Here is a 26,014-nt window from a genome sequence, read left to right on the forward strand (position 1 = left end):
GCGGCCGGGCACCCCCCGTGGGCCCTCCGCCGAGGGATGGGACATCCTGTCATCCACGTCCGATGGGTGGGATGTCCTGATCGTGAGGGAGAACATGGACGATGTCGCGGCCTCGCCGGAGACGATGCTCGACCTGCTGGAGCGCCGGGCCGCCGCCGTGCCGGAGGCGGAGCTCGTGCGGTTCGACGACGGCGCCTCGCTGCGGGTCGGGGAGTGCCTGGAGCGGGCGACCGCCGTCGCGGCCGGGCTCGCGGGCCTGGTGACAGGCGGGGACCGGGTCCTCACGTGCCTGCCACCGGGGCCGAGGCTGGTCGAGGTGATGTTCGCCCTGGCCAGGCTGGGCGCCGTGGAGGTGCCGCTGGCCCTGGACGTGCGGCTGGACGCGGCCCGGCGGCTGGCCGAGGCCACCGGGGCGCGCCTGCTCATCGCCGGGACGGACGTCCTGCGCGCCAACCCCGAGCTGATCGCGCTGGCCGAGGGGACGGAGCACGTGGTGCTCGTGACCGGGCGGGAGGCGGCCGAGCTGCCGGGCGCGACCGGGCTCGACGACCTGCTCGCCGCCCCGCGCCGCCTTCCGGCGTGGCGGCCCGGACCGGCGGACCCCGCCGTCGTCATGGCCACCTCGGGGACCACCGGCCGCGCCAAGGGCGCGCTGCTGCCGCACTTCGCCGGGGTGCGGCACGCCCGGCGGGTGACCCGCACCATGGGCTACGAGGCGGGGGACGTGCTGTTCAACGTCTTCCCCTGGAACCACATCAACGTCCGGCACGCGGGCCTGCTGCCCGCCCTGATCTCCGGCGCCACGCTGGTGGCCCACCCGCGCTTCTCCGCCTCCCGGTTCTGGGAGATCTGCCGGCGGGAGGGGGTCACCGCGTTCAACTTCATGGGCGCGGTCGCGGCCATCCTGGAACGCGCGCCCGCCACCGGCTCCGACACCCGGCACCAGGTGCGCCGCGCCTACGGGGGCCCGGCGCCGGCGGACCTGACGAGGCGGTTCCAGGAGCGGTTCGGCGTGCTGCTGCTGGAGGCGTACGCGTGCACCGAACTCGGCGACGTGGCGGCGAGCTCGCCCGGCGCCCGGCGGCCCGGCGCAGCCGGACGGCCCGTCCCGGAGTACGAGGTGGTGATCAGGGACGAGGACGGCCTGCCGGTCCCGGCGGGCCGGATCGGGCAGATCACCGTCAGGCCCAGAGCCGACCGGATGATCTTCAGCGGGTACGCGGGCGACCCCGCCGCCACCGGCAAGGTCCTGCGCGACGGCTGGTTCATGACGGGCGACCGCGGCCGGCTCGACGACGACGGCTTCCTCCACTTCGCCGGCCGTCGCGCCGACGTGATCAGGCGGCGCGGCGAGAACATCGCGACCTGGGACGTGGAGCAGGCGGTGGCCGCGATGCCGGGCGTCCTGGAGGCGGCCGCGGTGGGCGTGCCGTCGGAGCTGACCGAGGAGGAGGTGCTGGTGGCGGTGACCGCGGCCCCCGGAGCCGTGCTGAGCCCGCCGCAGGTGCACGCCTGGTGCCTGGACCGGCTCCCGCGCCACGCCGTCCCCCGGTACGTGCGCGTGCTCGACGCCCTGCCGCGCAACGCCTCGACGAAGGTGGTCAAGGGCGACCTGCGCGACCAGGGGGTGCCGTCCGACGCATGGGACGCCTGTGCCACGCCGACGTGATCGCGTGGACCGCTGGACAGACCGGTACGGTCGCGCCCGGTGAATTCCGGGCTCTAGCGTCGAGCCTCCGGCACATACGGGAGGAGACGACGTTGCGGGTTCTCGACCTCACCGACGATCTGGCCTTCAACGGGGCGCGGCTGCTGGTCGGCCTCGGCGCCGACGTCGTACGCGTGGAACGCCCGCGGCTCCCGGCGCTGTCGCGGGCCGAGGCCCTGCACTGGCACGCGGGCAAGCGGGTCGTGAGCGCGCCGGTGAGCCCCGGCGCGCTCGACCGGCTGGCCGGGCAGGCGGACGTGGTCGTGGAGAGCGGCCCGCTCGCGGAGCTGCGCGGCGTGCGGACGGACTCCGGCGCGGTCGCCTCGCGCTGGCCGCACGCCGTCCACGTCGTGGTCACGCCGTTCGGCACGACCGGCCCCCGCAGCGGCTGGCGCGCCGACGATCTCGTGGTCGCGGCGGCCGGCGGCATGGCCTGGCTGGGCGGCAAGCCCGGCGGGCCGCCCAAGCCCCCGCCCCGCGAGCAGGCCACGCAGCTCGCTGGGGCGCACGCCGCCATCGCCGCGCTGCTCGGCGTCATCGCCCGCGACCGCACGGGACAGGGGCAGCTCATCGACGTCTCCGCGCAGGAGGCGGTGGCCGCCACCCTTGAGACGGGCGCCATCGCCTGGATCCACGCGGGGCGGTACCCGTCCCGCACCGGCGGCGTGTACGAACACGTGGCCCACCGGATCTTCCGCGCCGCCGACGGGCACGTCGCGGGCGGATACTCCGGCAGCGACCGGATGTGGACCGATCTGCTCGCCTGGATGGCGGAATCGGGCGAGGCGGAGGACCTGACCGAGGAGAAGTGGTCCGAGCCCGTCTTCCGCTGGCGGGGGCGCGAGCACGTGGACGAGGTCGTGGCCAGGTTCGTCGCCAGGCGCTCCGCCGCCTCCCTCGGGGAGCAGGGGCGGGCCCGCGCGCTGCCGTGGGCGGAGGTCGCCACCGCCACGAGCCTGCCCGCCAACCCGCAACTCGCCGATCGTGGGTTCTTCACCCGCGTCCTGGGTGAGGGCCTGCCCGAGGACGGCGTCGTCGACGTCGGGTTCCCGTTCGCGGCCCTTCCCCGTCCGGTGCGCCTCACCGAGCCGCGACCCGCCCCCGCCGGGACGCCCTGGCGGAGCGAGCGCCCCCGTGACCGCCGCGACGCGGGTCGCGGACCCGCCGCGCGCCCGCTCGACGGGATCCGCGTCCTGGACCTGACCTGGGTGCTGGCCGGCCCGTACGCCACCAGGACGCTGGCCGAGCACGGCGCGGACATCATCAAGATCGAATCCCGGCACCGGCGCGACCCCACGCGCTTCGCCCCGTCGATGCGGCTGCGGCCCGATGCCGGGATCGACGACGGCGGCTACTTCGTCAACTTCAACCGGGGCAAGCGCGGCGTCGCCCTCAACCTGCGCACCGAGCCCGGCCTCGACGTGCTGCGGCGCCTGGCCGCCGAGTGCGACGTGGTCGTCGAGAACTTCAGCCCCGGGGTCCTGGCCAGGTGGGGGCTGTCCTACGACCGGCTGGCGCAGCTGCGGCCCGGCGTCATCCTGGTGTCGATGGCCGGGGTCGGGCAGAGCGGCCCCTGGCGCAACGCGGTGACCTTCGCCGACACGCTCGCCGCCATGTCCGGCCTCACCAGCGAGACCGCCGATCCCGGCGAGGCGCCGCAGGGGCTGACCTTCGGGCTGGGCGACATGGTGGCCGCGAACTCGGCCGTTCTCGCCGTCCTGGACCTGGTCGCGGCGGGACGCGGGGGGCACGTGGACCTCTCCCAGCTGGAGGCGATGGCCGCGTCGATGGGGCCGGCCGTCCTGGAGGCGGAGCTCGGCGAAGGCCGCACCGGCCCACCACCCGGGGACCGGCACCCGCGCATGGTCCCGCACGGCGTCTACCCGGTCAGGGGTGAGGACCGCTGGATCGCGCTGGCCGTCCAGGGTGACGAGGAATGGCGGCGGCTGGCCGGGCACGCCGGACTGCCGCGACTCGCGTCCGCGAGCCTGGAGGAGCGGCGCCGCCGCGAGGACGAGATCGACGCCGCGCTGTCGGCCTGGTGCGCGGAGCGCGACGGCGCGGAGCTGGCCGCCGAGTTGCAGGGGCTCGGCGTCGCCGCCGCCGTCGTCGCCACCGGCCAGGACCTGGTGGAGGCCGACGAGCACCTGGCCGCACGCGGCTTCTACCCGGTGCTGGAGCACCCGCTGATCGGCCCGGTGCGGCACGAGGGCATCGTGGTACGCATGTCCGCCACCCCGGGAGCGCTGACGGCATCGGCCCCCTTGCTGGGCGAGCACACCGACCGGGTGCTGAAGGACCTGCTCGCCATGGATGACGAAGAGCTTGCCCGGCTGCGTGACGCCGGCGTCCTGGAATAGGAGCGCGGATGACGAAATATCTGGATGTGCGGCGTGACGGGGGGACGGCCACCGTCGTCATCGACCGGCCGCCCGCCAACGCCGTCGACCCGGCGCTGATCGAGGAGTTCCTGGAGGTGATCCCGCCGCTGGCGGAGGCCCCGTCGGTCCGCTGCCTCGTCATCCGCGGGACCGGCCGCTTCTTCGTGGCGGGGGCCGACATCGCCGTGATGCGCGACCTCTCCGTGGCCAACCACGTCAAGATGCGCCGCTGGGTCGAGGTGCAGCGCCTGCTCGAACGCGCGCCCAAGCCGGTGATCGCGGCGATGAACGGGCACGCCCTGGGCGGCGGCGCCGAGCTGTCGCTCGCGTGCGACCTGCGCGTCCTGGCGGCCTCGGCGACCATCGGCTTCCCCGAGATGAAGCTGGGCCTCTTCCCCGGGGCGGGCGGCAGCCAGCGGCTGCCGCGCCTGCTCGGCCCGCATCGCGCCAAGCGCCTGATGATCGACGGCGCCCGCCTGTCGGCGGCCGAGGCGCTGGACCTGGGGCTGGTGGACGTGGTGGCCGACGACGACGACTTCGACCGCGTGGTGGCCGGGCACGCCGAGGACCTGGCGGCCCGGCCGACCGCCACGATCGGCCTGCTCAAGCGCGTCGTGGACGCCGGGTACGACCTGCCCCTCGACCAGGCGCTCGAACTGGAGTGGCAGGCGGTCCTGGAGCTGATCCGCACCCGGGACACCGCCGAGGGGCTCCAGGCGTTCCTGGACAAGCGCCCCCCGCGGTTCACCGGCCGCTGATCAGGTGCCGTAGCCGGTCACCATCGCGGTGTCGGCGCCGAGGTCGCCGACCTTGCGGGCGCCGCCCGGGCTGCCGAGGGGTTCGTCGCGGCCGGGCAGCACCTCGGTGAAGAAGGCCCTGGAGTCGTCGAGGAAGAGCGTGCGCGTCTCGTCGCCCCGGGCGGCGCGGTCGACGAAGATCGCGTCCACCGGGCACTCCGGCTCGCACGCCCCGCAGTCGATGCACTCGGCGGGGTTGATGTAGCTCTTGCGGTCGCCGACGTAGATGCAGTCGACGGGACACACGTCCACGCACGCGCGGTCGTTGACGTCGACGCAGGCGGGGCCGATGACGTAGCTCATGAAGGTCTCCTGTCAGACGCTTTCCGTGGAGTGCCCGGGGAAGAGGGACAGCTCGGGGTCGAGTTCGACGGCGGCGTTGTTCACCGCGGTGGCCACCTCGCCGAAGCCCACCGACATCAGGCGGACCTTGCCGTCGTACTCGGCGAGGTCGCCGGCCGCGTACACGCGGGGCAGGCCCGTACGCATGCGCTGGTCGACCAGGACGGACCTGCCGCGCAGCGACAGTCCCCAGCCGGCCAGCGGGCCGAGTTCGCTGATGAACCCGAGCGCGGCGACGACGGAGTCGGCGGGCACGGTGCTGTCGCCCTGGCCGCGCGTGCGCAGGTGCGCCCGCTCGACCCGCTCCTCGCCGGACAGGCCGACCACCTGGCTGTCCACGACGATGCGGACCCCCGCGGCGCGGGCGGCCGCGACGCCGCCGGCGTGCGCGCGGAACGCCGCCCGGCGGTGCACCAGCGTGACCGACCTGGCCAGCGGCGCCAGGGCCAGCGACCAGTCGACCGCGCTGTCCCCGCCGCCCACGACCAGGACATGATGGCCGGCGTGCGCGGACGGGTCCGGCACGAAGTACGTCAGCCCCCGGCCCAGCCACTCCTCACCGGCCGGCAGCGGCCGCGGGGTGAACGTCCCGATGCCCGAGGTGAGCACGACGGCCCCGGCGCGGACCGCCGTGCCGTCGGACAGCACCACGACCGGCCGCGGGTCCTCGTCGCGGCGCAGCTCGACCGCCTGCCGCCCGAGCAGGTGCACCGGGTCGTACGCGGCCGCCTGGGCCGCGAGCGCCGCCACCAGCGAACGCCCGAGTACGCCGGGGACGCCGGCCACGTCCCGGATCTCCTTCTCCGGGTACAGTGCCGAGATCTGCCCGCCGACCTGGGGCAGCGCGTCGACGAGCACGGTGCGCAGGCCGCGGAAGCCCGCGCAGTACGCGCCGTAGAGCCCGGTCGGCCCCGCTCCGATGATCGCGATATCGGTTTCGATCTCCACGTCGGTCTCCTTTCCGGCCACGGAAGCTACACAGCGTCTGGGCGGCTTCCCACGGGTCGCGGCCCGCTGACCGGAACACGGCTCGCTCAGCGGGACACGGTCCGCTGGGCGGGATGCCGCACTGGGCCGGTCGGCCCCGCGGATGGTGAACTGCCTGTCGCGGCGCATCAGGAGCCGCCGACAAGCCATGGAAGCGGAGGCGAGAATGAGTGCGGAGGCGGGTACGCCGGCTGCGACCGGGGGTGACGCCAGGCGCCGGCCGTCGCGTCGGGGCCGGCTGCCGGGACGGCAGGACTGGTCGAGCTGGCCCCATTACCAGGCGGCGGCCAGCGGGTTCCGCGGCTACTGGTATCCGGTGGCGTTCTCCTCGCACATCACCGGGAAGCCGAAGGCGATCACCCTGCTCGGGGAGCGCATCGCCGTCATCAGGGACGACTCTGGACGTTGCCGAGTCCGCAACAAAGGGAAGGTCTACGCGCTCAAGGACCGCTGCCCGCATCGCGGCGTGCCGCTGAGCTACGGCAACCAGCAGTTCCCCGGGACGATCTCCTGCCCGTACCACGGCTGGACGTTCGACCTGGAGACCGGCGCGCTCAAGGCGGTGATCACCGACGGGCCGCAGTCGCCGATCTGCGGCAAGGTGACGCAGCCGACGTACGAGGCCGAGGAGCGCCTCGGCATGGTGTGGATCTTCGTGGGCGACGGCGAGGACGCCCCGCCCATCGACGACCAGCTCCCCGAGGAGCTGCGCGACAACCCCGCCGTGATCGGCGCGCGCATCCAGGCCCGCGAGGGCAACTGGCGCTTCGCCTGCGAGAACGGCTACGACGAGGGGCACGCGAAATACCTGCACCGCACCGCGCTGTGGCGGCTGTTCAAGGCCATGCCGGTCTGGAACGAGACCCGGATCGTGCGCCGCGGTCGGTGGATCTACCGGGTGCAGGACGCCCAGCACTGGGACGCCGACTTCCCCGGCCTCGGCCCGTGGAGCAACCAGGCGTGGTACAAGCTCAAGCCGCCCAAGCAGGTCGCCAACATCGGCAACACGGGCAGCCACCGCAAGGTGAACCCGGCCATCGCAGCCGAGGAGTTCCCCGGGTTCGCCTCGGTCAGCATGCCGGGCGTGCTGCGCATCGTCTACCCGACCTTCATCCACTACGAGTTCTACGTCCCGGTCGACGCGGACAACCATCTCTATGTCGGGGTGATGGCCAACTTCGAGAAGGGCATCAGGACGCTGCCCTTCTACGCCAAATACCTCGGCGCCGTCCGCTGGCTCTTCCACGGCCAGTTCTCCGGCCAGGACAAGTGGATGGTCGAGGTGACCGACGCGCCGCCGGAGCGGCTCTACCGCCCCGACGACTCGCTCCTGCAGTGGCGCAAGCTGGCCGAGGAGGTCACGGAGGAACGCGTCGAACGCCTCAAGATCACCAGGGACCTCGACTGATGGGCCGGATCGTCCTGGGCGTGGGCGCGTCCCACTCGACGCTCATGAACACCCACTGGGACCAGGTCGAGCACAAGGACCGCGCGGAACGCTTCCGCGACGCGCTGGGCGCGGCCCGCGACGCCCTCGCCGCGGCCCGCCCCGACGTGGCGGTCGTCATCGGGTCCAACCACTTCCGCGGCTTCTGGCTGGACCTGATCCCCGCCTTCACCCTCGGCGTGGACGAGGTCGTCGCGTCCGGCGAGTCCGGCACGCCGTCGGGCCCCCAGCGCACCAGCCCCGCCGTCGCCCAGGCCGTCGCGGAATCCCTCGTGGCGGCGGGCACCGAGGTGGCGATCTCGGCGAAGCTGCAGATCGACCACGGCCAGAGCCACGCCATCCAGTACCTGCTGCGCGACCTCGACGTGCCCGTGATCCCGCTGGTGGTGAACGTGTTCGCCACGCCGCTGCCGCTGATGCGGCGCTGCGTCGAGCTGGGGCGCAACCTCGCCGCGGCGGTGGCGGCGCTGCCGGACGGGCTGCGGGTGGCGGTCATCGCCTCGGGCGGGCTCTCGCACCGGTTGCCGTGGCCGAGCCGCTGGCAGGACCCCCAGGGGGCCGACGAGGAGTTCCTGGTGGAGGCCTGGCGGGAGGGCCGGGGCGACTGGGAGCGCTACGACGCGCGCCGGCGGCAGATCATCACCGCCGCGCGGCCGACCATCTTCCCCGAGTTCGACGGGGAGTTCCTGGCCGCGCTGGAGCGGGGCGAACTGGAGCGCTACGCCGGCCTGTCCACCGCGGAGATCGAGGAGGCGGCCGGCAACGGCGGCCAGGAGCTGCGGTCGTGGCTGACCATGGCGGCGGCGCTGGGCTTCGCTCCCGGACGGACGCTGGCCTACGAGCCGATGCCCGAGTGGCTGACCGGCATGGGAGTCGCCGTCATCGAGCCGTCATCGTGAACGGCGACGAGCTGGTAAGCAAGGCCCTCGCCTCGATCACCGAGGACCGGCTGCGCGCGGCGGTGGTGGACGTCACCTCCATCGCCAGCCCCACGGGCGGCGAGGCGCCGCTGGCCCGGTGGCTGGCCGACCGGCTCGCCGCCGCCGGCCTGGAGGCGCGGGCGCAGCGCATCGACGACGGCCAGGCCAACGCGGTCGGCCGGCTGAAGGGCGACGGCACCGGCGCCGACCTCATGCTGTACGCCCCGATCGACACCCTGACCACCGGCGACCCGGACCTGGACGTGCCCTGGATCGGCCCCGGGCTGCGCCCCGACATGCGGGCCGAGGCCCGGTGCGAGGGGCCCTACGTCAGCGGCCTCGGCGCGAGCAACCCCAAGGGCCACGCCGCGTGCGTCCTGGTCGTGGGCGAGGCCCTGGCCGCCCTGCGCCCGCGGCCGGCCGGCGACCTGCTGGTGGCCTTCGGGGCGGGCGGCATGCCCACCAACGCGATCGACGGCGCCACCGACGGCAGGGGCCGGGCGAACACGGGGCACGGCGTCGGCTGCTCGTTCCTGCTCGAACGCGGCTGGCACCCCGACCACGCGGTGATCGCCAAGCCGGGGGACTTCGTCGCGCACGACGAGGTCGGCCTGTGCTGGTTCGAGATCGTCGTCCCGGGGACCCACACGTACGCGGGGAGCCGGCACCGCCTGCCGTACCGGAACCCGATCGTGACGGCGGCCGAGGTGGTGATGCGGCTGGAGCGGTGGCTGGCGGACTATCCCGAGCGGCACCGCACCGCGACGGCCGCCCCCCAGGGGATCGTCGGGTCGATCGCGGGCGGCTGGGAGCGCATGCTCGCGGTCACGCCCGCGGCCTGCCGCATCCGGCTCGACCTGCGCATCGCGCCCGGCACGACCCCGCTGGAGGCCAAGCGCGAGCTGGCGGCGTACGTCCGGCAGGTGTCGGCGGAGCTGGGCACGGAGCTCACGGTCGAGATGGCGCTGGCCATCCCCGGCACGCGCACGCCGCCGGACAGCTGGGTGGTGCGCAGCGCGATCCGCGCCTGGGAGCGCGTGAACGGGCGCCCGCACGAGCCCGTCGACGGCAACAGCGGCGCCACCGACGCCAACATCCTGCGGGCGCGCGGCATCCCGACCGCCCGCGTGGGCATGCCGAAGGTCGCGCCGGAAGGCGTCGACGTCGACTTCGCCCTCGGCATGAACACCGTCGACGTCAGAGCCATGCGCCGCCTGTGCGAGGTGCTCCTGCGGGTGGCGGCCGACACCGTCACGCGCCCGCGCGCCGAGATCGACGAGACCAACGACTGAGGAGGCGACATGGAACCGCCCAACGGTTCGTACGCCGACGCCGACGGCGTCAAGTACCACTACCTCGACCTGGGGTCGGGACCGGACACGATCTTCCTGCACGGCGGCGGCCCCGGCTGCACCGGATGGAGCGACTTCGGCCCGGTGGCGCCGCTGTTCGCCGCCGACCGCCGCTGCCTGATCGTCGACATCCTGCAGTACGGCAAGTCCGAGAAGTGCGTCATCACCGGCCCGATGTGGGACTTCCACGCGGCCAGGACCGTCGCGCTCATGGACGCGCTGGGCGTGGACCGGGCCGACTTCGTCTGCAACTCCTGGGGCGGCACCATCGCGCTGTGCCTGGCCGCGCGCCACCCCGACCGGGTGCGCTCGCTGGTGATCACCGGCAGCATGCCGGTCTTCTACGGCCCGCTCGCGCCCCTGCCCGAGGGCGCCCGCCGCGGCCGCAACGCGCGGGACGTCTACTACGGCGGCGAGGGGCCCACGCGGGAGAAGATGCGCGACCTCATCACCCGGCTGGAGTGGTACGACGGCGACCGCCTGCCCGAGTCCACGCTGGATCTGCGCTACGAGCAGAGCCTGGACCCCGAGGAGCGGGCGCTGGCCGCGATGTCCGACTCGCCGCGCGGCGAATGGCAGGACCTCACCGCGGAGCTGGCCGAGATCCAGGCGCCGGCGCTGTTCATGTGGGGCATGCAGGACGCCTTCCTGACGCCCGACTATCCGCTCATGCTCGCGCGCATGGTGCCCCGGGGCAACCTGTACGTCATGGACCACGCGGGACACCACCTCCAGGAGGAGCGCCCCGAGGCGTACCACGCGGTGGTCACCGGGTTCCTGACGGGGGTAGGCGGATGAGGAAACTGCTGATCGCCGTGCCCGCCGTCGTGCTGGCCGTGCTCCTGGCCCGCCTGCTCGCGGCCCGGAGCAACACCCAGGTGCACCGCATCAACCAGGACAAACCCTCTCTCGATCGCTGAAGGTGACGTGACGATGACCATATGGACCGAGTTGAGCCCGTTGAGCCTGAGCGTCTCGTACGTGGACGCCGGGGGAGTGCCGACGCGCAGCCTGCGGGCCGGATCGGGCGAGCCCGTGGTGTTCCTGCACGGGACCAGCGGGCACCTTGAGGCGTTCACCCGCAACCTGGCCGCCCACGCGGAGGGGTACGAGTGCCACGCCATCGACATGCTGGGCCACGGCTACACCGGCAAGCCGGACTATCCGTATGAGATCCCGCGCTATGTCGAGCACCTGCTGGCGTACTTCGACGCGGTGGGCATCGAGCGCGCGCACATCGTGGGGGAGTCGCTGGGCGGCTGGGTCGGCGGGCGCGCCGCGATCGACCACCCCGACCGCGTGGCGAGCCTGCAACTGCTCTGCGCGGGCGGAACCGTCGCCAACCCGCAGGTCATGGAGCGCATCAGGACGAGCACGCGCGAGGCCGTGCTCAGCGACGACGTGGAGCTCACCCGCAAGCGGCTGAGGCTGCTGATGGCCGACCCGGCCGACGCCACCGAGGAGCTGGTGGAGGTGCGCCACGCCATCTACCACGAGCCCGCGTTCGTGGCGGGCGTCGACAACCTGCTCTGCCTGCAGGACATGGAGACCCGGCAGCGCAACATCCTGCGCCCCGGCGACCTGGCCCGGATCTCCCAGCCGACGCTGATCGTCTGGGGGCGCAAGAACCCGTTCGGCGACGTTCCGGAGGCGACCGCCATGCACGAGGCCATCGCGGGCTCGCAGCTGGAGCTGTTCGAGGAGTGCGGCCACTGGCCCCAGCACGAGCAGGCCGACCGCTACAACCCGCTCAGCCTGTCCTTCCTGGCCAAGAGCTCGGCGGCGGGCTTCTCGGGCCGATTCGTCGGCCGGGTGTCGGGCCGGTGACGCGCGCGGCGCGGTTCCACGACTGGGGCGCGTCCCCTGTCGTGGAGGACGTCCCCGAGCCCGCGTACGAGCCGGGAAGGGTGCTGGTCGAGGTCAAGGCGGCGGCGCTGAACCATCTGGACCTGACCGTCGCCACCGGGTCCTTCGCGATGAAGCCCGCCCTCCCGTACGTGGGCGGGGTCGAGGCCAGCGGGGTGGTCCTGGCCGCCGACGACGCCGCCGACGACGCCGCCGGCGGCTTGGCCCCCGGCACGCAGGTGCTCCTTCGCGGGGGCGGGCTGGGGCTGCTGCGCGACGGCTGCTGGACCGAACGGGTCAGCGTCAGCCCCAAGGCCGTCAGCCCGCTGGCCGCGCCGCTGCCCCATGAGGTCGCCGCGTCCTTCTTCGTCCCGGCCACGACGGCGTACGTCGCCCTGCACGACATCGCCCGCCTGGAACCGGGGGAGGAGGTCGTCGTGGCGGGAGCCGCCGGCGCGGTCGGCGCGATGGTCGCCCAGCAGGCGCGGCTGGCCGGGGCCACCGTGACCGGGCTGGTCGGGCGGTCCGATCAGCTCGATCGGGTGCCCGAGGGGGTGCGCGCGGTGGCGGCCGACGACGCCGCGGCGGTCGCGGAGCTGGCCTCGGCGCGCTCGGCGTCCCTGCTGGTCGACACGCTCGGAGGCGCCGGCCTGGTCGAGCGGACGCGCTGGGTCCGCCCCGGCGGCCGGGCCGTCGTCATCGGTTACGTGCTGGGCGCGTCGGTGACGGTGGATCTGCCGTCGTGGCTGCTCGACGACGTGGCGCTGCTGCCCGTGAACATGGTCCGGCACGAGCGCCGGGCGCGCGAGGTGGCCCCGTCGCTGGTCGGCCGCCTGGCCTCAGGGGAGCTCGGCGTGGAGGTCGAGCGGTTCGACCTGTCCGAGATCGCCGAGGCCCTGGAGTCGCTGCGCGCCGGCAGGGTGCGCGGGCGGGCGGTCGTCACGTTCGGGTAGCCGCCGGGCCTGTTCCGCTCAGTGAGACGGTGCCGTTGTCCGGAACGGGCATGGGCCCGATTATCGGCCAATGGCTCTTATGCACTCCCCGACGCCACATGACGTCCAGCCCCTGGCCATCGTCCCTTCACCTGAGCACGACGCGGCGGCGAACAGCGTACTGGGCAAGGTGCGGCTGATCCTGGAGGCCTTCGGCCCGGACGACGAGAGCCTGGGCCTGTCCGAGATCGTCCGCCGCACCGGCGTCGCCAAGGCGTCGGTCCACCGGCTGGCCCAGGAGCTGCTGCAGTGGGGCCTGCTGGAGCGGCGCGGGTCCGAATACTGGCTGGGCATGCGCCTGTTCGAGATCGGGCAGCGCGTGCCGCGCCAGCGGATCCTGCGGGAGGCGGCCCGGCCGTTCATGGAGGACCTCTACCAGGCGACGGGGGAGACCATCCACCTGGCGGTGCTGGACGGGCTGGAGGTCATCTACCTGGAGAAGGTCTCCGGCCACGGCCAGGTGTCCCGGCCGTCCCGCATCGCCGGGCGCATGCCGCTGCACTGCACGGCGACCGGCAAGGCCCTGCTGGCGTTCGGCCCGGCGGCCCTCTTCGGCGACGTCGTGGCCACCCCGCTGGCCCGCGTGACGCCGCGCACGGTCACCGCGCCGAGACTGCTCGCCCAGGAGATCCAGCAGGCCAGGAAGGCCGGGTACGCCGTCGAGCGGGAGCAGACCCGGGTCGGCTACCTCAGCGTGGCCATCCCGCTCACCGGGGCCACCGGGACCATGGTCGCGGCGCTGTCGGTGACGGCCCCGACCTTCCGCGCCGACGTCAACAAGTACGTGGGCCTGCTCAGCATGGTGAGCAGGCGCATCACGAAGTCGATCATGGCCGCCGACGGCGGCCGGACCTGATCAGGCCGTCAGGAACGCCGCCACGGCCGCGGCGACCTCGGCGGGTTTGTGCTCCATGAGCGGGATCGTGCCGCCCTCGATGACCGCCGACGTCACGCTCGCCGCCCCGGTGAGACGCTCCCGGAGCGGGGCCAGGTTCGGCAGCGCGAACGGGTCCGCGGTGCCGGCCAGCAGCAGCACGGGCGCCGTCACCAGGCCGATCCTGTCCTCCATGACGTAGCGCGCGCACGCCCGGTGGCCTTCCGCCGGATCGACGCCCGGCGCGAGGGCGTCGCGGACGAACCGGTCGAGCAGCCCGGAGACCGGTTCGGGATAGTACGGCTGCCGCAGCCGCCACAGCTTGACCAGATGGTCCCCCTCCGGGGACGCCTCCGCCTCGTCCACCCCCGGGCCGCCGGCGTGGGACGCGCGGTAGCGGGCGTCGGTCCACGGCGCCGACGACAGGACCAGCAGGCCCACCCGCTCCGGCGCGGACGCCGCCAGCTCGACGGCCACCGCTCCGCCGGTGTGGTGGCCGAGCACGTCGGCGCGCTCGATGCCGAGGCCGTCCATCAGCGCCAGGGCGCCGGCCGCGAACAGCTCGATCGTGTGGGGCGCCGGAGGCTTCGCGCTGGCCCCGAAGCCGATCATGTCCATGGCCAGCACGCGCCGGTGCGGCGCCAGCAGCGGGATCAGCTCGCGGAACTCGTCCCACGACCTGGGGGTCTGATGCAGGAGCAGCAGGGGCTCGCCCGTGCCCTGCTCGGCGTAGTGGATCTGGCCGAAAGGCGAGTCGGCGTACCCGAAGCGCATGTCCACGAGGTCCTCCCTCATGCCGGTTCGTCACCTGATCTTTACATCGGCCCGCCCGGCGAAACCTATACATTTCAGACTTTCTGCACTATTCATGGGACAAATGGAAAGTGGTCGCGAGGGGAGTTCCGATGTCCTCACAGGGGTTCGTGGCGGCGCCGGCCGCCCCCGACGACGATGAGGAATACCCCAATTCGGTCCTCGGCAAGGCCCAGTTGATCTTCGGGGCGTTCGAGTCGGGGGCGGTCCAGCTCCGGCTCACCGAGCTCAGCCGGCGGTCGGGGGTGCCGAAGGCGTCGGCGTACCGGCTCGCGCAGGAGCTGGTGCAATGGGGGTTACTGGAGCGCAAGGGGGACTCCTACCAGCTCGGCGTGCGCATGTTCGAGCTGGGCCAGCGGGTGCCGATCTCCGCCGTGCTGCGCCGCGTGGCCCGTCCCCTCCTCACCGACCTGTTCGCCGCCACCAGGGCGACCATCCACCTGGCGGTCCTCGACGGCGGCCACGTGCTGTACGTGGAGAAGGTCGCCGGGGAGGCGAACGTGAACACGCACTCCCGGGTGGGCGGGCGCCTGCCCGCGTCGTGCACGGCGACGGGCAAGGCCCTGCTCGCGAACCTCCCCGACCTCGAAGAACGGCTCCGCCGCCTCGCGCGGACCGGCCTGCCGCGCCTGACGCCGCGCTCGGTCGCGTCCGTGGAGGAGCTGCGGCACCAGCTCGCGGTCGTCAGGGAACGGGGTCACGCCGTCGAGCGGCAGGAGGTCCTGCTGGGGTTCGGCAGCATCGCCGTGCCCGTCATGGGGGCCGATGGAACGGTCCTCGCGTCGGTGTCGGCCGCCGCACCGCTGTCCCGCCTGGGGGCCAGGCGGCTGGTGCCCGGACTGCTCGCGGCGGCCGACGGCATCTCCCGCGCCGTCGAACGGGAGCGCTGACGATCAATCCAGGGTCAGAACGCGCCGCGCATCCAGCGGGCCGACGCCTGCGCGCTCTCGTACGGGTCGGCGATGTCGGGCCGGTCGACCTCCACCATCAGCCATCCGTCGAACGCGTCGGGCAGGTTGCCGATGATGCCGGTCAGGTCGAGCTCGCCGCGGCCGGGCTCGACCCAGAGCCCCGCGAGCACGGTCTGCCGGTAGTCCCACCCCTTCTCGCGGCCTTCCGCGGCGACGCTGAGCCGGCAGTCCTTCACGTGCACGAACGGGATCCGGTCCGCGTAGTCCGCGACGAGCCGGGCGACGTCGGCGCCCGCCCAGGCCAGGTGCCCCGTGTCGGGCAGGAAGCCGAGCCGGGCCGCCGGCAGGGCTTCGAGCACCGCCCGGCCCTCCTCCTCGGACTCGACCCACGTGCCGACGTGCGGGTGCAGGCACGGCCGGACGCCCTCGGCGACCATGGCGTCGCAGATCTTCCCGATCAGCTCGGTCACCGCCTCGACGCGCGAGGGGTCGGCGTCGTGTGCCCGCGCGGGGTTCAGGACGCGCGGCGCCTCCTTGCCCATGCCCATGCCCAGGCCGATCTCGGTCAGACCGAGCTGGGCCTGCGTGCGGGCGACCTCGGCGGCGGCGGCCACGACCGTGGCCTCGTTGCCGTCCCTGCCGTCCGAGCGGCAGGGGAAGTAGCCGGGCGCGAGCGACAGGCCGACCTCGTCCAGCAGCGCCCGGTACTCCTCGACGCCGAAGCCGGCGGGCAGGTCGGACATCACGTGGTCGAAGCCGGCCTCCTTGATCCGGGTCAGCAGCTCCTTCGGAGCGGGGGCCAGCGACGGGTCCAGCCAGCCGTCGGCGCTGGCCATCCACTGGATCGGGTTGAGCGCGATCTTCGCGGTCATTCAGATTCCTCTCTTTTCCGGCTATTTCTGGGCGAGCTCGCCGGCGAAGTGGCAGGCGGCCCGCTGGCCGGTGGCCGTGGGGGCGAGCTGGGGGTCGATCTCCGTGCAGATCGTCCGGTCCGGGTTGACCAGCGGCCCGATCGGGCACCTGGTGCGGAACCGGCAGCCTGACGGCGGGTTCGCGGGGCTGGGCAGATCGCCCGGGAGGACGATGCGCTCGCGCGTGCGCGCTGAGACCGACGGGACGGGTGAGGACGACAGCAGGGCGGCGGTGTAGGGGTGCTGCGGGTTGGCGTAGACGTCGGCGGCCTCGCCGTGCTCCACGATCCGGCCGAGATACATCACCGCGACGGTGTCGCTGAGGTGGCGCACGACCGACAGGTCGTGGGCGATGAACAGGTAGCCGAGCCCGAGCTCCTGCTGCAGCTTCTCCAGCAGGTTGATGATCTGCGCCTGGATCGACATGTCCAGGGCGGAGACGGGTTCGTCCAGGATGAGCGCGCGCGGCTGCCTGGCCAGCGCGCGGGCGATGCCGATCCGCTGGCGCTGGCCGCCCGAGAACGCGTGGGGGTAGCGGTCGAGGTGCTCCGCGCGCAGCCCGACCTGCGTCATCAGGGACCGCGCCGCCTCCTCGCGCTCCCGCCCGGCGATGCCTCTGAACGCGAGCGCCTCGGCCAGCGACTGCCTGATGGTGCGGCGCGGGTTCAGCGACGCGTACGGGTCCTGGAACAGGTACTGCACCGAGGACCGGACCCGTCCCAGATCCGCCTGGCCCATCGTGCTCACGTCGGCGCCGTCGACGAGCACCGACCCGCCCGCGACCCGGTTGATCCCGACGATGCTCCGCGACAGCGTCGACTTTCCGCAGCCGCTCTCGCCCACCAGCCCGAGCGTACGCCCGGCGTGCACCGACAGGCTCACCGAGTCGACCGCGTACACGGGCGGCTCGCGGTGGAACAGCCCGCGCCGCCGGGACCCGACGTCGATCCGCAGGTCACGCACTTCGAGGACGGGCGTCGTGGCGTCCGGGGCAGTCTGGGGCTCGGGGACGTCGGCGGTGGGCGGCTCGGGGCCGGGGTCGTGGACCGAGAGGTCCGTGGTCGCGCGCTGCGCGACGAAGCAGGCCGCCGCCTGCCCGTCGGAGCCGATCTGGAGCAGCTCCGGCGGCTCGTGCTCGCAGGCGTCCTCGGTGAAACGGCACCGGGGGGCGAAGGGGCAGCCGGGGGGCGGCGCGGCCGGGTCGGGCGGCGCTCCCGGGATCGCGGGCAGCGGCCGGCCGATCCGGTCGTCGTCGAGCCGGGGCATCGCCGCCAGCAGCGCCGCGGTGTACGGGTGCCGCGGATGCTCGAACACCTGCTCGACGGTGCCCTTCTCGACCGTGCGGCCCCCGTACATGACGACGACGTCGGTGCAGAGCTCGGCCACGACCCCCATGTCGTGGGTGATGATCGCGATGGCGATGCCGAGCTCGGTGCGCAGCCGGGCGAGCAGGCGCAGGATCTGCGCCTGGATGGTCACGTCGAGAGCGGTCGTGGGCTCGTCCGCGATCAGCAGCGCGGGGTCGTTGGCCAGCGCGATCGCGATGACGACCCGCTGGCGCATGCCTCCGGAGAACTGGTGCGGGTAATGGTCGATCTTCGTCTGCACGTCGGGGATGCCGACCTGGTCGAGCAGTTCGGCCGCGCGCCTGCGCGCGGTCTGCCGGTCGGCGCCGTGCAGAGTCATGGCCTCGGCGATCTGGTCGCCCACCTTCATGACGGGGTTGAGCGCGGCCTGCGGGTCCTGGAAGACCATCGCGACCTTGCTGCCGCGGCGGCGCCGCATCTCGCGTTCGGGCAGGGCGAGCAGGTCCTCCCCGCCGAGCCGTACGGAGCCGGCCACGACCTCGCCCGGCGGGCGCAGCATGCGCATGATGGAGCGCGCCGTCACCGACTTGCCCGAGCCGGACTCGCCGACGATGCCGAGCACGTCGCCCGGGTAGATGTCGAAGCTGACGTCGTTGACGGCCTTGACGCCGCCGTTCCTCAGACGGAACTCGGTGCGCAGGCCTTCGACCCGCAGCAGCGGCACGTCCTTGGCCGTCACGGGGGCCAGGGATTCGGTGGAGGTCACCGACGGTTCACCGCCTCGTTGAGCGCGTCGGACACCAGGCTGAAGCCCACCGCCAGCAGAAGCAGCAGGAGGGCGGGGCCGACGATGTAGGTGGGGGACTGCGTGACGAACCGCAGCCCGTTGTTCAGGAGCACGCCGAGCGAGGGCGTCGGCGGCTGCACGCCGAGGCCGACGATGCTCAGCCCGGCCTCGATGTAGACGCCGACGACCATCCACACGGCCGCGTTGACGACGGCCGAGTCCATGGCGTTCGGCAGGACGTGCCGGACCAGGAGCTGCGCGCGGGAGACGCCGAGCACCCGGGCGGCGAGGACGTACTCCCTGCTCTGCTGGGCCAGCCAGGCGCCGCGGGCCAGCCGCCCGGCGGTGGGCAGCCCGCTGATCAGGATGGTCAGGAACAGCGCCGGCCAGCCCGGCCCCAGGATGGCCACCAGGCAGATCCCCAGGATCAGGCCGGGGAAGCCGATGATCACGTCGAGCAGCCGCTGCACCGCCGAGCCCACGTGCTCCGACAGCGCGCCGGCCAGCCCGAGCAGGGTCCCGATCGCCATGCTGAGCGGCACCGCGGTGAAGATCAGGCTGAGGTCGACGCGCAGGCCGTAGACGCTGCGGACCAGGATGTCGCGGCCGAACTCGTCCACGCCGAAGACGTGCCCGGCCGAGATCCCGGTCAGGGCGTCCCGGCCCTGCTCGTCGTACCCGCCGGGGAAGATCACGGGGGCGAGCAGGGCGGCCAGGCTCATGACGGCCAGGATCGACAGCCCGATGAGGCCCTTCGGCGTGCGCAACGCCGACAGGTAGCGGGCCAGCGTCGGGTTCAGCCGGTGCGCCCGCGGGATTCCCCCTTCGAGTGGAATGTCTGCCATGCCTACGCTCCCAACGTGATCCGGGGGTCGAGTGCTGCCAGGATCACCTCGGTGAGGATCTGGCAGATCACCGCCACGAAGACGACGGCCAGGATCAGCACCTGCAGCACGGTGAAGTCGCGGGACTGCACGCTGGAGACGGCGAGCTGGCCGAGGCCGTTGCGGTTGAAGATCGCCTCGATGATGACCGCGCCGGCGAGCAGGTTCCCGACCTGCAGGCCCACCGCGACGACGGCCGTGCCCACGCTGTTGCGCAGCACGTGCCGGATCGTGATCCGGGTGCCCGAGGCTCCCTTGCTGAGCGCGAGGTCCACGTAGTCCTCGTTCCTGGCGACCAGCATCTCCGCCTGCAGCAGGCGGGCCACGACCGCCGCGGGCGGCAGCGCGAGCGCGATGGCCGGCAGGATCAGGAACTGGAAGCCGATCACCGGATCGTCCAGGAAGGCGACCTCGCCGCTGACGGGCAGCCAGCGGTTCAGCACGCCGAAGACGAGGATCAGCGCCAGCCCCGTGACGAACGACGGGACGGCCACGAAGAAGCTGTTGACCAGGTCGAGGCCGGCCCGCGCCCAGCGGCTGCGGACCGAGCCGACCACGACGCCCAGGGCCGTGCCGATCGCGATGACCAGCAACGTGGCCAGGGCGGCCAGCTCGACCGTGCTCTCCAGCCGGTCGCCGATAAGGCTCGCGACGCTGCGGCGCAGCAGGTACGACTGTCCGAGGTCGCCCTGGAGCAGCCCGGCCAGCCAGTCCGCGTACTGGATCACCAGAGGCCGGTCGAGGCCGAGCTGCCGGCGGATCGCGGCGATGTTGGCCGCGGTCGGATCCGCCCCGGCGAGCGTGACCGCCACGTCGCCCGGCGCCAGCCGAGGCAGGGCGAAGGCGACGATCGAGCTGGCGAGCAGCACGAACACCAGCGAGGGGAGCTTGCGTATCAGGAACCGGACCATTCGTCCTGCCTCCGGTTACTTGGACAGCCAGGCCTGGCTGAGGTCGAGGAAGCCCATCTGGGTGGACTTGATGCCGTTCACGGAGTTCGCGCGCAGGGTGAGGGTGGGGCGGGTGACCAGCGGGAGCACGAACGCCTGGTCGATGAAGTAGGCGTCATAGTCGCGCAGGGCCTTCTGCTGGTCCTCCGTGGTGCTGGCGCTGGTGACCGACTTGACCAGCTTGGTGTACTCGGGGCTCTTGAACTGCGAGACGTTGCCGTCCGCCAGCAGCTCCGGCCGGCTGACGACGGCGGTCGCGGGGGACAGGCCGTTGCTGTTCTGCATCAGGAAGGCAGGGGCGCCCATGTCCTTCTTGGCGATCCGCGCGTCGTAGTCGGCCACGGGCACGACCACCGGGTTGGCGTTCAGCCCCACGGCCGCCAGGTTGTTCTTGACGATCTGGAAGACGCCGGTGGCCTCGGGCGAGTTCAGCGTGAGCACGTCGAACGAGACGTTCTTCACCCCCGCCTCGGCCAGCAGTTGCTTGGCCTTGTCCGGCTGGTAGGCGTACTGCTTGGCCTGGGCGGCGTCGTAGCCGACCGTGGAGGTCCGCCAGGGCACGTTGGTCGGGTCGGCCTGGCCGCCCATGACCTGCTGGACGATGCGGTCGCGGTCGATCGCGTAGTGGACCGCCTGGCGCACGGCCTTGTTGTCGAACGGCGGCTTGGTCACGTCGAACGCCAGCGGGATCGCCGCGCCGCCCGACGTCACGAGGGAGAAGCCGGGCTGCTGGCTCAGGGTCCTGGCGTCCAGGGCCGCCATGCCGACGCCGTACTGGACGCGCCCGCTGCGGATGGCCGCGACCATGGCCGTCGGGTCCTTGATCAGGTTGATCTCGATCGTGTCGAGCTGGGTGCCCGCCGCGTCGCGGTAGCCCGCGTACTTGCCGAGCACGAGCTTGCCGCCGGGGGTCCACGACTTCCACGTGAAGCGCCCGGTGCCGTCGACCTTCGTGCCCGACGCGTAGTCGGCGTAGGAGTCCTTGTTGAGGATCGGCATCGTCTCGAAGAGGTCGAAGATGTTGGGCAGCGGCTGCTTGAACGTCAGCGTCAGCTCGTGCTCGCCCTTGGTCTTCATGTCGGAGATCTGGGCGGCGATCGACTGGTTGGCCGCGCCGGTGGCCGGGTCCTGGGCCTTCTGGATGGCGAAGATCACGTCGTCCGCGGTCAGCTTGCGGCCGCTGTGGAAGGTCACGTCGTCGCGGAGCTTGACGTCCAGGCTCTTGCCGTCGGGGGCCAGGGTCCACGACTCGGCCAGGACGCCCTTGGGCTGGCCGGTCTTGCCGTCAATGAGGGTCAGCGTCTCGAAGACCGCGTACTCGGCCACGATGTTGCCGAAGGAGGTCTTGAGGAACGAGCCCGGGTCGGCGTCGCTCGTCTGGGCGACGATGAGGGTGCCGCCGGCGCGCACCGGGCCCGCGCTCGCGCTCGCGGAGTTCCCGATGGCGCCCTGGTTGGCGGCGCTGCACGCGGCGGAGGCGAGCATCGCCGCGCCGGCCGCGCCTGCGGCGAGATGACGGCGCCAGACTGACTTCGTCAGTGACATTGGTACTCCTCGAGACATTCTGGGGGCGTGCGGTGTAACGAGGTGTCGGGCATCGCACTGATTGCCCGAATTGTTGCCGGACGCGGGAGTCACCGTTCTTCAGGTGGTGGCCTCACACCCTAGAGCCGGAAAATTCGGGCGGCTCCCGCGCCGGTTCGCTGACCGGAACAGCCCTTCACCTCGGTCGGGGCCCGGCAAGTAGCGTCCCTGACCATGCCTCTCGCTTACGGGTTCATCGACTACGGCGGTCCGGACGTCCAGCGGTTCCTCGACGTTCCCGCGCCCGAGCCGCGCCAGGGCGAAGTGCTCGTCGAGGTGCGCGCGGCCGGCGTCAACCCGGTGGACTGGAAGGTCCGCGCCGGCATGCATCGCGCCTTCCTGCCGCTGAGCCTGCCCGCGATCCTCGGGCGCGAGGTGGCCGGGACCGTGGTCAGGACCGGGCCGGGAGTCGCCGGGCTCGCCGCCGGGGACGCGGTCTTCGGCAGCACGGTCGGCGGGAGCGGCGGGTACGCCGAGCTGGCGGTGCTGCCGGCGGATCGGGCCGCCCGCATGCCGGACGGGCTGAGCTTCACCGACGCGGCGGCGCTGCCGATCGCGGCGGGGACCGCCTACGAGGGGCTCGCCGCCCTGGCCCCGGCAGCCGGGCGGACGCTGCTGATTTTGGGCGCGGGCGGGGGAGTCGGCACGGTCGCGGCCCAGCTCGCGGCCACGGACGGGGTCCGGGTCGTGGGCGCGGCGAGCGGGGCCAAGCGCGCGTTCGTCGAATCCCTGGGCGCCACGGCGGTCGCCTACGATCAGGACGGCGTCGCGGACCGGCTGCGGGAGCTCCTTCCCGAGGGCGCCGACACCGTTCTGGACCTGGTCGGCGGTGACGCCCTCCACGGTGTCGCCGGGGTCCTCACCGCCGGGACGCGCGTGCTCACCGTGGCCGGCGAGGAGACCGCCGCGCGCTTCGGCGCGCGCCCGCTCTCGCGGGTCGGGGGCCAGGGCACGCTGTCGGCCCTGGCCGAGCTCGTGGTCGCGGGGAAGCTGGACCCGTGCGTGCGCCGGGTGTTCCCGTTCGCCGCGGCCGCCGACGCGCTCGCGCTCGTGGAGGACGGCCACGTCACCGGCAAGGTGGTGCTCGACGTCACCACCCGGCCGTCCTGAACGGTCTCGTCCTTTCTCACCGGGAGAAAGCCGGCCGCGGGTCCAGGACGCCCGTGATCAGCCCAGACCACTGAGATCGTAGGCGACGTCGGCCACTCTGATCGTGCGGACCTGGGGGTCGTCGATCAGGGTGCGAAGGTCGCGGATGCGGGTGTGCTGGGTGACGTAGGCGTACGCCAGGCCGTCGGTGGCCGACTCGCGCAGCAGCTTCAGACCGAGTCCGAACTTGTCCAGGTTGACCGCGTCATGGTCGCGCAGGCCGCTGACCCAGTGACGGAACCCGGCCAGCCCGTTCCGGGGCAGTTCGGCGGGGGCGAGCTCCGGGGCGTCGCCTTGCGGCGCCTCGGGCAGCTGGGTGTCCATGCGCCAGCTGATCGGGGTCCCGCCGATCCGCCCGTCGTAGATCGCCGTCTCCGGGGGAACGGCTGTGTGCCGCTGGACGAATGCGGAGAACTCGCCTTCCTTCAACGGCTTGGCGAAATCGACCACCGCCAGGGCGTACATCGACTCGGGCAGCCGGTCCAGGATCCTCTTGGTGTCCGCCTTGCTCGGAGGAGCGTCCGTGCCGACGGAGTCGAGCGCCGTGAACAGGGGCGTCTCCTTGATGAAACCCGGAGGGGGCCAGTCGACCCGCCCGAACTGGTTCTGGCTGACGGTGAAGACGGCGCCGCCGGAGAACTGGTCCGGCGAGGAGTACCCCCCGGCCCGGAGCGGGGTGATCCGCAAGGTGAAGGAGAGCGAGAACGCGGTGGTGTCGCAGCATCTCATGACATCGGTGCGGTAGCCGGGGTTGGCGACCCGAAAGGCCGTGCCGAGCACGTCCAGCATGCGGTCGTCGCGGTCGCCGCGCCGCTGGATCCACTGGGCTCCCAGGTTGAGCAGCAGCACACCGACGATCAGTATCACGGTGGCGGTGAGGGCGGTGCGCAGCACACCCCGTCGTACGGCCCGCTTCGTCCTGCCGGGATCGAAGCCCGGGATCGGGGGGATGTCTTCCTGCTCGGTCATCGGTGTCCTCCATAGCTTTCGGCGAAGGCCGAGCGGGCGCGCCACAGGGCGGTTTTGACCGACGAGACGGAGCGGCCGGTCATCGCGGCCACCTCCCCCAGGGAGAACCCGTCGAAGTAGACAAGCGTGAGCAGCTGTCGCTGCCGCTCCGGCATACGGTCCAGCACGTCGCGGACCTCGACGGCGTCCGGGATGAGCTCGGGTACGCCCAGGGCGTCGGGAGAGGGCAGCGGGAGGGAGGTCCGGCTGCGTCGCGCATGGTCGAGCAGGACGTTGCGGGCGATGGCGAGCAGCCACGCGGCCGGGGACTCGCCGCGCCAGCCGAGCATCGCACGGGTGGCCTTGACGAACGTCTCCTGAGCGAGATCTTCGGCGAGATGCGGGTCACGGGTGCGGCGCATGAGATATCCGCAGACCAGCTGCCAGTGCTCGCGATAGAGCTGCTCGATATCGCTGCCGATGGCGTCCTCCGCGAACGGGATTTTGTCTTCACACCATCACAGACGAAGCCATCGGCCTCATGGTCACATCCGAATCTCGCGCACGGGGCCTTCGCCGCGCGGCAACGTGTTAGCAAGTAACATCTGTTAGTCTCTAACATATGAGCGACGAGGCCACAGGACTACGTGAGCGCCGGCGCGCCCGCACCCGGCGCGCCATACAGGAGCACGCGATGCGGCTGTTCCTCGAACGCGGCTACGACGCCACCACCGTCAGCGACGTGGCGCAGGCCGCCGAGGTCTCCTCGATGACCGTGTTCCGCTACTTCCCCACCAAAGAGGACCTCGTGCTCGCCGACGAGTACGACCCGCTGATCGCCGACCGCATCGCCTCCCGCCCCGCCGGCCAGCCCCTCATGCGGCGGCTGTGCGAAGGCCTGCTGCTCGGCGTCGCCGGGCTCTCTCCCGCTGACCACCGCATGCTGCTGGACCGGCTGCGGCTCACGCTGGCGACGCCCGCGCTGCGCGCCCGCCAATGGGACCACCAGTACGCCACCCACAAGGCCATCGTCGAAGCCCTGCGCGGCCACCAGCAGGACGCCGAGCAGGAATTCCGGCTCTGGGTCAGCGTCGGCGTCTGCCTGTCGGCCGCGAGCGCCGCACTCGTGCGCTGGGCCGAGCAGGACGGCGGTCCCGACCTCGACGACCTGATGACCCGCGCCCTGGCCATCGTGGCCAGCGCCACCGGAGAGGACCTGCCCGATGTCCGCTGACACCGAATCGGCCTACCGCACCCCACGCGGACAGCAGATCGTCCGTGACTGGTGCACCCGCCGTCTGGACCGGTGGCCGGTGTCACACCGGCGCCGCGACCTGCACACCACCCACGGCCACACCCACCTGCTCACCGCAGGACCGGCCACAGGCCCTCGTACGGTCGTCATGATCCCCGGCACCAGCGCCAACGCCGCCACCTACCTACCCCTGGCCGAAGCGTTGGCAGCCCACCTGCCCACGGTCATCGCCGATCTTCCCGGGCAACCCGGGCTCAGCGCCCCCGAACGCCCTCGCGCCGACCGGCTGACCTGGTACGGGCACTGGCTGAGCGAGGTCCTCGAGGCAACCGGCATCGACCGGGCGATCGTGCTCGGTCACTCCCTGGGCGGAGCCATCGCCCTGGCCTGCGACTCCCCGCGCATCGCCGGCCGAGTGCTGATCGCCCCCGGCGGCCTGACCCGGCTCCGGCTCGGCGTCGCCACCCTCGCCGCCACCCTGGCCTGGATGGCCCGGCCCACCCCCAGGACCAGCGCCGCGCTCGTACGCCGTTTTCTGGCCCCCGGCCACACCCCGCCGCCCGACCTGGCGGAGTGGTACACCCTCATCGCCCGCCACTGCCGCACCACCCTCGCCCCGCCGGCCCTGCCCGCACCGCTGCTGGCCCGCCGCCGGCTGGTCCCCGCCCTCGTCGCCACCGGCGAACACGACACCTTCCTGCCTCCACGCCGCCTCTCCCCGGCGGCCGAAGCCCTGCTGAACACCGGGCTGCGGGTCATCCCCGACGCCGGACACCTCGTCACCGACGAGCACCCCGAGACCGTCGCTGCCTTGGTGAACGAACTCGCGGGCCTCCCCGACCCCGCCCCATAGCCGGGCGCGCGGTTATG

25 protein-coding genes are annotated in these 26,014 nt (G+C 72.8%); 15 read left to right on the forward strand and 10 right to left on the reverse strand.

The genetic code is table 11. The features are described 5' to 3' along the window. Window positions 1-94: 94 nt before the first annotated feature. The 3 genes from ACIBQ1_RS41110 (at window position 95) to ACIBQ1_RS41120 (ending at window position 4,847) form a co-directional block, all read left to right on the forward strand. The gene (locus tag ACIBQ1_RS41110) at window positions 95-1,669 is read left to right on the forward strand and encodes an AMP-binding protein (RefSeq protein ID WP_397285700.1); all 1,575 of its coding nucleotides are present in this window, start codon (window positions 95-97) and stop codon (window positions 1,667-1,669) included. A gap of 92 nt (window positions 1,670-1,761) precedes the next feature. Then, on the forward strand, window positions 1,762-4,068 hold the full coding sequence (locus tag ACIBQ1_RS41115) for a CoA transferase (RefSeq protein WP_397285701.1): 2,307 nt from the start codon (window positions 1,762-1,764) through the stop codon (window positions 4,066-4,068). Window positions 4,069-4,076: 8 nt separating this feature from the next. After that, entirely contained in the window at window positions 4,077-4,847 is a 771-nt protein-coding gene (locus ACIBQ1_RS41120) for an enoyl-CoA hydratase/isomerase family protein (protein ID WP_397285703.1), read from the forward strand. On the opposite strand, the gene fdxA is transcribed toward ACIBQ1_RS41120, so the two are convergent. Beyond that, entirely contained in the window at window positions 4,848-5,189 is a 342-nt protein-coding gene (gene fdxA / locus ACIBQ1_RS41125; RefSeq protein WP_397285705.1) for a ferredoxin, read from the reverse strand. A gap of 12 nt (window positions 5,190-5,201) precedes the next feature. Beyond that, on the reverse strand, window positions 5,202-6,176 hold the full coding sequence (locus ACIBQ1_RS41130; protein WP_397285707.1) for an NAD(P)/FAD-dependent oxidoreductase: 975 nt from the start codon (window positions 6,174-6,176) through the stop codon (window positions 5,202-5,204). A gap of 205 nt (window positions 6,177-6,381) precedes the next feature. On the opposite strand from ACIBQ1_RS41130, the gene ACIBQ1_RS41135 reads away from it, so the two are divergent. The 8 genes from ACIBQ1_RS41135 (at window position 6,382) to ACIBQ1_RS41170 (ending at window position 13,627) form a co-directional block, all read left to right on the forward strand. After that, complete coding sequence (locus ACIBQ1_RS41135; RefSeq protein ID WP_397285709.1) at window positions 6,382-7,623, forward strand: Rieske 2Fe-2S domain-containing protein; 1,242 nt, start codon at window positions 6,382-6,384, stop codon at window positions 7,621-7,623. Beyond that, on the forward strand, window positions 7,623-8,561 hold the full coding sequence (locus tag ACIBQ1_RS41140) for a hypothetical protein (protein ID WP_397285711.1): 939 nt from the start codon (window positions 7,623-7,625) through the stop codon (window positions 8,559-8,561). The genes ACIBQ1_RS41135 and ACIBQ1_RS41140 overlap by 1 nt, the downstream gene beginning before the upstream one ends. Then, window positions 8,558-9,874: a M20 family metallopeptidase gene (locus ACIBQ1_RS41145; protein WP_397285712.1), complete on the forward strand. Its 1,317-nt coding sequence runs from the start codon at window positions 8,558-8,560 to the stop codon at window positions 9,872-9,874. Before ACIBQ1_RS41140 ends, ACIBQ1_RS41145 begins: the two co-directional genes overlap by 4 nt. Before the next feature lie 9 nt (window positions 9,875-9,883). Beyond that, complete coding sequence (locus ACIBQ1_RS41150; protein WP_397285714.1) at window positions 9,884-10,732, forward strand: alpha/beta fold hydrolase; 849 nt, start codon at window positions 9,884-9,886, stop codon at window positions 10,730-10,732. Next, window positions 10,729-10,854 carry a hypothetical protein gene (locus ACIBQ1_RS41155; protein ID WP_355375430.1) on the forward strand — a complete coding sequence of 42 codons (126 nt, stop codon included), beginning with the start codon at window positions 10,729-10,731 and terminating at the stop codon, window positions 10,852-10,854. The genes ACIBQ1_RS41150 and ACIBQ1_RS41155 overlap by 4 nt, the downstream gene beginning before the upstream one ends. A gap of 13 nt (window positions 10,855-10,867) precedes the next feature. Then, a complete protein-coding gene (locus tag ACIBQ1_RS41160; RefSeq protein ID WP_397285716.1) occupies window positions 10,868-11,761 on the forward strand; it encodes an alpha/beta fold hydrolase in 894 nt (297 codons plus the stop codon). Next, window positions 11,758-12,732: an alcohol dehydrogenase catalytic domain-containing protein gene (locus tag ACIBQ1_RS41165; RefSeq protein ID WP_397285718.1), complete on the forward strand. Its 975-nt coding sequence runs from the start codon at window positions 11,758-11,760 to the stop codon at window positions 12,730-12,732. Before ACIBQ1_RS41160 ends, ACIBQ1_RS41165 begins: the two co-directional genes overlap by 4 nt. Window positions 12,733-12,802: 70 nt before the next feature. Beyond that, window positions 12,803-13,627, forward strand: coding sequence for an IclR family transcriptional regulator (locus ACIBQ1_RS41170; RefSeq protein ID WP_397285720.1), 825 nt, complete (start codon window positions 12,803-12,805; stop codon window positions 13,625-13,627). Here ACIBQ1_RS41170 and ACIBQ1_RS41175 read toward each other — a convergent pair whose 3' ends face one another. Further along, entirely contained in the window at window positions 13,628-14,440 is an 813-nt protein-coding gene (locus ACIBQ1_RS41175) for an alpha/beta fold hydrolase (protein WP_397285722.1), read from the reverse strand. Between the two features lie 110 nt (window positions 14,441-14,550). Between ACIBQ1_RS41175 and ACIBQ1_RS41180 the strand changes: the two genes are divergently transcribed. Beyond that, on the forward strand, window positions 14,551-15,348 hold the full coding sequence (locus ACIBQ1_RS41180; protein ID WP_397285724.1) for an IclR family transcriptional regulator: 798 nt from the start codon (window positions 14,551-14,553) through the stop codon (window positions 15,346-15,348). A 14-nt stretch (window positions 15,349-15,362) separates the two neighbouring features. On the opposite strand, the gene ACIBQ1_RS41185 is transcribed toward ACIBQ1_RS41180, so the two are convergent. Genes ACIBQ1_RS41185 through ACIBQ1_RS41205 form a run of 5 tightly spaced genes read right to left on the reverse strand, consistent with a single transcriptional unit; the run spans window position 15,363 to window position 21,753 of the window. After that, entirely contained in the window at window positions 15,363-16,241 is an 879-nt protein-coding gene (locus ACIBQ1_RS41185; protein ID WP_397285726.1) for a sugar phosphate isomerase/epimerase family protein, read from the reverse strand. 21 nt (window positions 16,242-16,262) lie between these two features. After that, window positions 16,263-18,353 carry a dipeptide ABC transporter ATP-binding protein gene (locus tag ACIBQ1_RS41190; protein ID WP_397285728.1) on the reverse strand — a complete coding sequence of 697 codons (2,091 nt, stop codon included), beginning with the start codon at window positions 18,351-18,353 and terminating at the stop codon, window positions 16,263-16,265. Further along, a complete protein-coding gene (locus tag ACIBQ1_RS41195; protein ID WP_397285730.1) occupies window positions 18,350-19,219 on the reverse strand; it encodes an ABC transporter permease in 870 nt (289 codons plus the stop codon). The genes ACIBQ1_RS41190 and ACIBQ1_RS41195 overlap by 4 nt, the downstream gene beginning before the upstream one ends. Window positions 19,220-19,221: 2 nt before the next feature. After that, the gene (locus tag ACIBQ1_RS41200) at window positions 19,222-20,169 is read right to left on the reverse strand and encodes an ABC transporter permease (RefSeq protein WP_397285732.1); all 948 of its coding nucleotides are present in this window, start codon (window positions 20,167-20,169) and stop codon (window positions 19,222-19,224) included. Between the two features lie 15 nt (window positions 20,170-20,184). Continuing rightward, on the reverse strand, window positions 20,185-21,753 hold the full coding sequence (locus tag ACIBQ1_RS41205; RefSeq protein ID WP_397285734.1) for an ABC transporter substrate-binding protein: 1,569 nt from the start codon (window positions 21,751-21,753) through the stop codon (window positions 20,185-20,187). A 213-nt stretch (window positions 21,754-21,966) separates the two neighbouring features. Between ACIBQ1_RS41205 and ACIBQ1_RS41210 the strand changes: the two genes are divergently transcribed. After that, on the forward strand, window positions 21,967-22,902 hold the full coding sequence (locus ACIBQ1_RS41210; protein WP_397285736.1) for an NADP-dependent oxidoreductase: 936 nt from the start codon (window positions 21,967-21,969) through the stop codon (window positions 22,900-22,902). A gap of 57 nt (window positions 22,903-22,959) precedes the next feature. Here ACIBQ1_RS41210 and ACIBQ1_RS41215 read toward each other — a convergent pair whose 3' ends face one another. Next, a complete protein-coding gene (locus ACIBQ1_RS41215) occupies window positions 22,960-23,910 on the reverse strand; it encodes a hypothetical protein (protein WP_397285738.1) in 951 nt (316 codons plus the stop codon). Then, a complete protein-coding gene (locus ACIBQ1_RS41220; protein WP_397285970.1) occupies window positions 23,907-24,392 on the reverse strand; it encodes an RNA polymerase sigma factor in 486 nt (161 codons plus the stop codon). Before ACIBQ1_RS41220 ends, ACIBQ1_RS41215 begins: the two co-directional genes overlap by 4 nt. Before the next feature lie 119 nt (window positions 24,393-24,511). Between ACIBQ1_RS41220 and ACIBQ1_RS41225 the strand changes: the two genes are divergently transcribed. Both ACIBQ1_RS41225 and ACIBQ1_RS41230 read left to right on the forward strand, forming a co-directional pair. Further along, window positions 24,512-25,123: a TetR/AcrR family transcriptional regulator gene (locus ACIBQ1_RS41225; RefSeq protein WP_397285740.1), complete on the forward strand. Its 612-nt coding sequence runs from the start codon at window positions 24,512-24,514 to the stop codon at window positions 25,121-25,123. After that, window positions 25,113-25,997, forward strand: a complete 885-nt coding sequence (locus ACIBQ1_RS41230) for an alpha/beta fold hydrolase (protein WP_397285742.1) — start codon at window positions 25,113-25,115, stop codon at window positions 25,995-25,997. Before ACIBQ1_RS41225 ends, ACIBQ1_RS41230 begins: the two co-directional genes overlap by 11 nt. Window positions 25,998-26,014: the final 17 nt, after the last annotated feature.

It is taken from the genome of Nonomuraea sp. NPDC050153, assembly GCF_044460125.1.
GTDB lineage: Bacteria > Actinomycetota > Actinomycetes > Streptosporangiales > Streptosporangiaceae > Nonomuraea.

What these genes read in the sequence shown, in the direction of transcription:
- ACIBQ1_RS41110 (WP_397285700.1), top strand. Translation starts at nt 95, where the DNA reads ATGGACGATGTCGCGGCCTCGCCGGAGACGATGCTCGACCTGCTGGAG.
- ACIBQ1_RS41120 (WP_397285703.1), top strand. Translation starts at nt 4,077, where the DNA reads ATGACGAAATATCTGGATGTGCGGCGTGACGGGGGGACGGCCACCGTC.
- fdxA (WP_397285705.1), bottom strand. Translation starts at nt 5,189, where the DNA reads ATGAGCTACGTCATCGGCCCCGCCTGCGTCGACGTCAACGACCGCGCG.
- ACIBQ1_RS41135 (WP_397285709.1), top strand. Translation starts at nt 6,382, where the DNA reads ATGAGTGCGGAGGCGGGTACGCCGGCTGCGACCGGGGGTGACGCCAGG.
- ACIBQ1_RS41140 (WP_397285711.1), top strand. Translation starts at nt 7,623, where the DNA reads ATGGGCCGGATCGTCCTGGGCGTGGGCGCGTCCCACTCGACGCTCATG.
- ACIBQ1_RS41150 (WP_397285714.1), top strand. Translation starts at nt 9,884, where the DNA reads ATGGAACCGCCCAACGGTTCGTACGCCGACGCCGACGGCGTCAAGTAC.
- ACIBQ1_RS41155 (WP_355375430.1), top strand. Translation starts at nt 10,729, where the DNA reads ATGAGGAAACTGCTGATCGCCGTGCCCGCCGTCGTGCTGGCCGTGCTC.
- ACIBQ1_RS41160 (WP_397285716.1), top strand. Translation starts at nt 10,868, where the DNA reads ATGACCATATGGACCGAGTTGAGCCCGTTGAGCCTGAGCGTCTCGTAC.
- ACIBQ1_RS41170 (WP_397285720.1), top strand. Translation starts at nt 12,803, where the DNA reads ATGGCTCTTATGCACTCCCCGACGCCACATGACGTCCAGCCCCTGGCC.
- ACIBQ1_RS41175 (WP_397285722.1), bottom strand. Translation starts at nt 14,440, where the DNA reads ATGAGGGAGGACCTCGTGGACATGCGCTTCGGGTACGCCGACTCGCCT.
- ACIBQ1_RS41180 (WP_397285724.1), top strand. Translation starts at nt 14,551, where the DNA reads ATGTCCTCACAGGGGTTCGTGGCGGCGCCGGCCGCCCCCGACGACGAT.
- ACIBQ1_RS41185 (WP_397285726.1), bottom strand. Translation starts at nt 16,241, where the DNA reads ATGACCGCGAAGATCGCGCTCAACCCGATCCAGTGGATGGCCAGCGCC.
- ACIBQ1_RS41195 (WP_397285730.1), bottom strand. Translation starts at nt 19,219, where the DNA reads ATGGCAGACATTCCACTCGAAGGGGGAATCCCGCGGGCGCACCGGCTG.
- ACIBQ1_RS41200 (WP_397285732.1), bottom strand. Translation starts at nt 20,169, where the DNA reads ATGGTCCGGTTCCTGATACGCAAGCTCCCCTCGCTGGTGTTCGTGCTG.
- ACIBQ1_RS41205 (WP_397285734.1), bottom strand. Translation starts at nt 21,753, where the DNA reads ATGTCACTGACGAAGTCAGTCTGGCGCCGTCATCTCGCCGCAGGCGCG.
- ACIBQ1_RS41210 (WP_397285736.1), top strand. Translation starts at nt 21,967, where the DNA reads ATGCCTCTCGCTTACGGGTTCATCGACTACGGCGGTCCGGACGTCCAG.
- ACIBQ1_RS41215 (WP_397285738.1), bottom strand. Translation starts at nt 23,910, where the DNA reads ATGACCGAGCAGGAAGACATCCCCCCGATCCCGGGCTTCGATCCCGGC.
- ACIBQ1_RS41225 (WP_397285740.1), top strand. Translation starts at nt 24,512, where the DNA reads ATGAGCGACGAGGCCACAGGACTACGTGAGCGCCGGCGCGCCCGCACC.
- ACIBQ1_RS41230 (WP_397285742.1), top strand. Translation starts at nt 25,113, where the DNA reads ATGTCCGCTGACACCGAATCGGCCTACCGCACCCCACGCGGACAGCAG.